The organism is Rhodococcus sp. (in: high G+C Gram-positive bacteria) (assembly GCF_049286785.1).
Lineage (GTDB): Bacteria > Actinomycetota > Actinomycetes > Mycobacteriales > Mycobacteriaceae > Rhodococcus_F.
The window spans coordinates 20981-27760 of the sequence record NZ_JBAQEO010000903.1 but is presented as its reverse complement, the minus strand read 5'-3'; the positions used below and the strand labels follow the sequence as shown (position 1 = coordinate 27760).

Below are 6780 nucleotides of genomic sequence, written 5' to 3'. Positions count from 1 at the left end.
CCGACATCGACAAGCCCACGATGGCGTTCATGCCGGTGGTTCCGAGTGTGGCATCGACGATGGGCGGTAGCTCACGGGTGAGGAAGGTGGTCCACTTCTGCAGGCCCAGGACCGGGTCGCGCTGCTTCCAGTCCGTGTAATAGCTGAATGCCCCGCCGACAGGGGTCACCACGTTGACGTTCTTGTCCGCGAAGAAGGACACCACGTCGGTCCGGGCCTGCCAGGTCGCCGAATCCTCGCCTCCACCGGCGCCGTTGAGCAGGTAGAGAGTCGGCCGGGGAACAGACGAGTCGGCAGGGCGGATGACCTCGAGTGGGATCACGTCGTCCATCGCCGCGGAGTAGACGTGCACGGTCAACCGCCGGTCGTCGACCGTGGTGATGTGGTCGAGAGCCGAACCGTCCGCGGTCGCGACCGCGCCGGGAACCGATGGAGGATCGGCCGACGCCGAGGCCACGACCGTCACGGGAAGAGCCGTGACGGTCGAGGCGATGATCGCAGCAGAAACGATCAGGGACCCCACGGGAGTTCTTGCTCGCATGTATCAGTGATCCCCGAATACGGACGGTCGAAACCATCTCGTGGTGAATGCGCGCGACGTGCAGGGACGGCAAAACCGGATGAGCACCCCCGTGCGGCGCTAACCTGGGCACAGGGTTCCTCTCGCGCGGGTCTCCCGGCGGGTGGCTCCCGGTCACAGTTCCTCACGATCTGAGGGCAGGAGGCAGGCTATGGACGCCATCACCCAGGTACCGGTGCCCACCAACGAACCGGTCCACACCTACGCGCCGGGCAGTCTCGAGCGAGCCCGAGTGACATCGGCGCTTGCCGACATCGCCACCAACCCCGTCGACATCCCACACGTGATCGGTGGAACACATCGGCGTGGGGGTGGCGAATCCATCGATATCGTGCAGCCCCACCGTCATTCGGCGGTTCTCGGCACCTTGCGGGAGGCCGGCCACGAGGACGCGGCGGCGGCGATCGAGGCGGCGACGGCGGCGGCCCCTGCGTGGCGGGCCCTGTCGTTCGACGATCGGGCTGCGGTCCTCCTGCGCGCCGCCGACCTGTTGTCGGGTCCATGGCGCGAAACGGTGGCGGCGGCGACCATGCTGGGACAGTCCAAGTCTGTGCAGCAAGCCGAGATCGATGCCCCCTGTGAGCTGATCGACTTCTGGCGCTTCAATGTTCACTTCGCGCGTCAGATCCTCGCCGACCAGCCCATCTCCTCGCCCGGGGTGTGGAATCGTCTCGAATACCGGCCCCTCGAGGGCTTCGTCTACGCGATCACCCCGTTCAACTTCACCGCCATCGCAGGCAATCTCCCCACCGCCCCGGCCCTGATGGGCAACACGGTGATCTGGAAACCGTCACCCACCCAGACGGTCGCGGCGTACTGGACGTTGAAACTCCTCGAGGCCGCCGGAATGCCGCCCGGCGTGATCAACCTGCTCACCGGGAGCGGCCGAGCGGTGTCCGATGTCGCGCTGAGCGATCCGCGACTGGCCGGTATCCATTTCACCGGTTCGACCACAACCTTCCAGCATCTGTGGCGGCAGGTGGGGGAACGCATCGGCACGTACTCCGGCTATCCACGGTTGGTGGGGGAGACCGGGGGCAAGGACTTCGTGGTGGCGCACACCTCCGCCGACGAAGACGTGCTCCGGACCGCGTTGATCCGAGGCGCGTTCGAGTACCAGGGGCAGAAGTGTTCGGCCGCGTCCCGGGCGTACATTCCGAAGTCACTGTGGCAGCGGATGGGTGACACGTTCACCGCCGAGGTCGACGCCCTCACCTACGGTGACGTGACGGATTTCGAGAACTTCGGCGGCGCCCTCATCGACCGCCGCGCGTACGACAAGAGCGTCGCCGCAATCGAGCGGGCCCGCGGCGCGGAGGGCGTGGAGATCGCGGTGGGAGGTAAGTACGACGACAGCGTCGGGTACTTCGTGCGTCCCACCGTGCTGCTCGCGGACGACCCGAGGGACGAGGCGATGACCACCGAGTACTTCGGTCCGATCCTCACGGTGCACGTCTACGACGACGGCGCGCCGAACGCCTTCGCCGACGTGCTGGCCGCCGTGGATTCGGCAGGCACCTACGGATTGACCGGCGCCGTGATCGCCGACGACCGGCAGGCAGTGGAACAGGCAACTTCGAGCCTGCGGTTCGCCGCAGGAAACTTTTATGTCAACGACAAACCGACCGGCGCCGTGGTCGGGCAGCAGCCGTTCGGCGGGGCCCGCGCGTCGGGCACCAACGACAAGGCCGGTTCCAAGCTGAATCTGCTGCGGTGGGTGTCGCCCCGCACGATCAAGGAGACGTTCGTCCCCGCGACCGATTATCGCTACCCGCATATGGGAGTGGAATGAGAGCGCCGGCCGTGGTGGCGAATCCGCTGCGTCCGGCGATACTTGCGGCGGCCCGGTCGTCCCGCGTGAAGCGGGCCGTCACGGGAGCACCGGTCACCCGGAGACTGGTGGACAGGTTCGTCGCCGGAGAGACACGGGCGCAGGTGCTCGAGGTCGTTCGAGACATTCTCGCCTCGGGCAGGTCGGTGTCGATCGACTACCTCGGCGAGGGCACTCGGGACGCTGCGGGAGCCGAGACCACCGTTCAGGAGTATCGGGGCCTGATCGAGGATCTCGGTGCGCTGAGCGAGGCGTCGGACGTGGAAAGCGGAGTGCACCGGCTCGAGGTGTCCGTGAAGCTGTCGGCCCTCGGGCAGGCTCTCGCCGAGAACGGGAATGCCGTCGCCACTCGAAACGCACGCACCATCTGCGTCGCGGCCGAGGCTGCCGGCGTCTGGGTCACGGTGGATGCCGAGGACCATACGACCACCGATTCGACGCTCGCGATCGTGCGCGAGCTCCGCGGCGACTTTCCCTGGCTGGGTGCGGTGTTGCAGTCGTATCTGCGACGCACCGAGGGGGACTGCTGGACGCTGGCCGATGCCGGTTCCCGGATCCGGCTCTGCAAGGGCGCGTATCAGGAACCCGAATCCGTGGCATTCCGTGACCGCGAGGCGGTCGATGCGTCGTATCTGCGGTGTCTGGGGATACTGATGACCGGCTCGGGGTACCCCATGGTGGCATCACACGACCCAGCCGTCATCGCCGCGGTCGAGCCACTGGTCCGGGGGACCGGCCGCTCGGCACGGGACTACGAGCACCAGATGCTGTTCGGGATCAGGGAACTCGAGCAACGCAGGCTCGCCGGCGAGGGCAAACACGTTCGTGTCTACGTGCCGTACGGGAATCAGTGGTACGGCTATTTCATGCGCCGGCTGGCCGAGCGCCCCTCCAACCTGCGATTCTTCCTGAGATCCGTGGTCACCAAGGACTGAGGGAGCGTTGCCGGGACGGCTCCGTGGCGACGTGTCGCCGCGACGGCTCCGCAGGGTCACGCCGTTGTAGAGTTCCGCGAATGAGCACATCCGGCCAAGGTTGGACCAGCGTGGTCCTCTTCGCCGTGGTTCTCGTCCTCACCACACTGCTCTGCCGTCCCTACCCGGCGGCCGGCACATCGGGTCCCCGGGGGCCGCTCGGCCGGGCCCCGGGTCCCCGGGGGCCGCTCGGCCGGGCCCCGCGTGTGGCGGTGGTGCTGTGGCTGGTGGTCGCCGTACCGTCGTTGCTGCAGATCGTGTTTCCCGCCGCCCTGGAAGCACTCGAACGGGACCCGGCCCGGATCCGGGACCACCAGTGGTGGCGGATCGTCACCTCCGCGACGGTTCAGGACGGCGGACTCCTCGGGACCGTGGTGAGCCTGGCTGTTCTCGCCTGGGTCGCGCCGCTTGCCGTCCTGGTGTGGGGAGGGCTCCGCGCCGTCCTGCTGTTCGCCGCGGGCCAGATCATCTTCGGGCTGTTCACCGCATTCGTCTTCCCCTCGTCCGGTGCGGGGCCCTCGGGCGCCACGCTGGCCCTCGCCGCCTCCGTCGCCGGTCTGGTGGTCATGCAGTCGCCGGAGCGGCGGGACCTTGCGATGAGTATCGGGGTGCTGGTGTCGGGCGTCGCGCTGGTCGCTGTCGACGACGCCCACGGACTCGCCGTGCTCACCGGTGTACTGCTCGGCGCCGCCCTGGCCACGGTCAGTCCGCCGCCCGGATACCTCGTGGGCGCCGCGCGTCCTTTGTGAGAGGCTGTGCGGGTGCTTCTGCGATCTCTGAATCCCCTTGCCGTCGCCCGCGGGGACGACATTCCCGACGCCGTGACGATCGGGGACACCACCCTGTCGCGCAGTGATGTCCTGGGCGCCGCCACGTCGGTGGCCGAACGCATTTCGCGTGCGGACCGGGTCGCGATCCTGGCCACGCCCACGGTCACCACGGTGCTGGCCGTGGTCGGCTGCCTCATCGCGGGAGTCACCGCGGTGCCCGTGCCGCCCGACTCGGGACCGACCGAACTGGGGCACATCCTGCGCGACTCCGGTGCCCAGGCCTGGCTCGGAGAGACGCCCGACGACACCGGCGGTCTTCCCGTCGTCCCGGTCCGGGTACACGCCCGGTCCTGGCACAGCTATCCCGAACCGCCGGAATCAGCCACCGCGTTCATCCTCTATACCTCCGGGACCACCGGGCCGCCGAAGGGGGTGCTGCTCAGCCGGAGGGCCATTGCTGCCGGTCTCGACGCACTCGCCGAGGCCTGGCAGTGGACTGCCGGCGACACTTTGGTGCACGGGCTTCCACTGTTCCACGTCCACGGTCTCATCCTCGGTGTCCTCGGTCCGCTGCGCTTCGGCAGCCCGCTGATCCACACCGTCGAGCCGAAGCCCACGGCCTATGCGGCAGCCGAGGGAACGATGTATTTCGGCGTCCCGACCGTCTGGGGCCGGGTGGCCGAGGATGCGGAATCGGCGCGGGCACTGTCGGGTGCCCGGCTGCTGGTGTCGGGCAGCGCGCCGCTCCCGGTACCGGTGTTCGAGAAGTTGCGGGAGCTCACCGGACTCGAACCCATCGAGCGCTACGGGATGAGCGAGACGATGCTGACGCTCAGCACCCGCGCCGACGGGGAACGCCGTCCCGGCTGGGTGGGACTGCCGGTGCGCGGGGTGGAGACCCGGCTCCGCGACGAACAAGGTGTCGACGTTCCGCACGACGGCGAGTCGATCGGGGGCCTACAGGTGCGGGGTCCCATGCTGTTCGACGGTTACCTGAACAAGCCCGAGGCCACTGCGGAGTCCTTCACCGAGGACGGCTTCTTCAAGACCGGTGACGTCGCCGTCATCGACGCCGGGGGTTTCCATCGCATCGTCGGCCGCGAATCCACCGATCTCATCAAGTCCGGCGGATTCCGCATCGGCGCAGGCGAAGTGGAGACATCGCTCCTCGGCTGTCCCGGAGTGCGGGAGGCGGCGGTGGTCGGTGTCCCCGACCCCGACCTCGGACAGCGCTTGGTCGCCTTCGTGGTGGGAGAAGACATCTCGGAGTCCGCGTTGATCGAGCACGTGGCCGGCCAACTGTCGGTGCACAAGCGGCCGAGGGAGATCAGGGTGGTCGACTCGCTGCCGAGGAACGCGATGGGGAAGGTGCAGAAGAAACAACTGCTGTGACGTCGGTAGGGTTGCGTAGGAAATCCGGTACTCCCATGGCCCGTTCCCAGGGCTCGAACGATTGGCAGGTGCGGTGAACATCGTCCAGAGCACTCGAATCGTCCTCGCATCACGGCCCGAAGGCGCGCCGAAGGCCGACAACTTCCGGCTCGAGGCCGTCAATCTTCCCCGGGTCGGCGACGGCCAGGTGCTGTTGCGGGTCATCTACCTCTCGCTCGATCCGTACATGCGCGGACGGATGAGCGCCGCCGAGTCGTATGCCGATCCGGTGGAGATCGACGAAGTGATGGTCGGCGGAACCGTGGGTCAGGTCGTCGAGTCCCGGTACCCGGATCTTGCCGCCGGCGACTACGTCCTCGGCTACGCGGGCTGGCAGTCGCACGCGGTAGTCGACGGTCGCCATCTCCGGAAGCTCGACCCCGAGGCGGCACCGCTCTCGATGGCGCTCGGCGTCCTCGGCATGCCGGGCTTCACGGCGTATGCGGGACTGCTGAAGATCGGTCAGCCGAAGGAGGGCGAGACGGTCGTCGTCGCGGCGGCGGCCGGGCCCGTCGGATCGGCGGTGGGACAGATCGCGAAGCTGAAGGGAGCGCGGGCGGTGGGCATCGCGGGTGGGCCCGAGAAATGCGCCTATCTTCTCGATGAACTCGGTTTCGACGCCGCGATCGATCATCGGGCCCCGGACTTCGCCGAGCAATTGCGCGCGGCCGTCCCGGAGGGGATCGACGTCTACTTCGAGAACGTGGGCGGCGCCGTTTTCGCCGCGGTGTTTCCCCTGCTCAACCTTTATGCTCGGGTTCCGGTGTGTGGCCTGATCGCGCAGTACAACGATTCCGCGAGACCCGAAGGCCCGGATCGCTTGCCAGGATTCTTCAACCGGGTTCTCGTCAAGAGCCTGACGATCCGTGGCTTCATTCAAACCGAGTTCGTCGCCGAGATGTATCCGGACTTTCAGCGCGAGATGTCGGGCTGGATCCGGGAGGGGCGCATCGGCTACCGGGAGGATGTGGTCGACGGCCTCGAGAACGCTCCGACGGCGTTCATGGGACTGCTCGAGGGCCGCAACTTCGGCAAGCTCGTGGTGCGGGTGGGCGAGGAGCACTGACTCCGAACCGTGCGGCATTCTGCACGGAGTTCCCTGTTATCCGTTCTGAAAACTCACTCATTGTGATACAACGGTGATATAGACGAACCCTCGTTATGTTTGTGTGATGTCGATTGTGCGAGAGTTCG

At 67.4% G+C, this 6780-nt stretch carries 6 protein-coding genes; 5 read left to right on the top strand and 1 reads right to left on the bottom strand.

Annotated features, from left to right (window positions below):
* A partial coding sequence (locus tag WAW17_RS32605; RefSeq protein ID WP_422336958.1) for an alpha/beta hydrolase occupies nt 1-541 on the bottom strand: 541 nt, incomplete at its 3' end.
* Nucleotides 542-731: 190 nt separating this feature from the next.
* On the opposite strand from WAW17_RS32605, the gene pruA reads away from it, so the two are divergent.
* The 5 genes from pruA to WAW17_RS32580 all read left to right on the top strand — a co-directional run bounded on the left by pruA (nt 732) and on the right by WAW17_RS32580 (nt 6652).
* On the top strand, nt 732-2372 hold the full coding sequence (gene pruA / locus WAW17_RS32600) for an L-glutamate gamma-semialdehyde dehydrogenase (RefSeq protein WP_422336957.1): 1641 nt from the start codon (nt 732-734) through the stop codon (nt 2370-2372).
* Nucleotides 2369-3346 carry a proline dehydrogenase family protein gene (locus WAW17_RS32595; RefSeq protein ID WP_422336956.1) on the top strand — a complete coding sequence of 326 codons (978 nt, stop codon included), beginning with the start codon at nt 2369-2371 and terminating at the stop codon, nt 3344-3346. The genes pruA and WAW17_RS32595 overlap by 4 nt, the downstream gene beginning before the upstream one ends.
* Nucleotides 3347-3426: 80 nt before the next feature.
* Nucleotides 3427-4134 carry a rhomboid family intramembrane serine protease gene (locus WAW17_RS32590; protein ID WP_422336955.1) on the top strand — a complete coding sequence of 236 codons (708 nt, stop codon included), beginning with the start codon at nt 3427-3429 and terminating at the stop codon, nt 4132-4134.
* A gap of 12 nt (nt 4135-4146) precedes the next feature.
* Nucleotides 4147-5547: an acyl-CoA synthetase gene (locus WAW17_RS32585; RefSeq protein WP_422336954.1), complete on the top strand. Its 1401-nt coding sequence runs from the start codon at nt 4147-4149 to the stop codon at nt 5545-5547.
* 73 nt (nt 5548-5620) lie between these two features.
* Nucleotides 5621-6652: an NADP-dependent oxidoreductase gene (locus tag WAW17_RS32580; RefSeq protein WP_422336953.1), complete on the top strand. Its 1032-nt coding sequence runs from the start codon at nt 5621-5623 to the stop codon at nt 6650-6652.
* Nucleotides 6653-6780 lie beyond the last annotated feature (128 nt).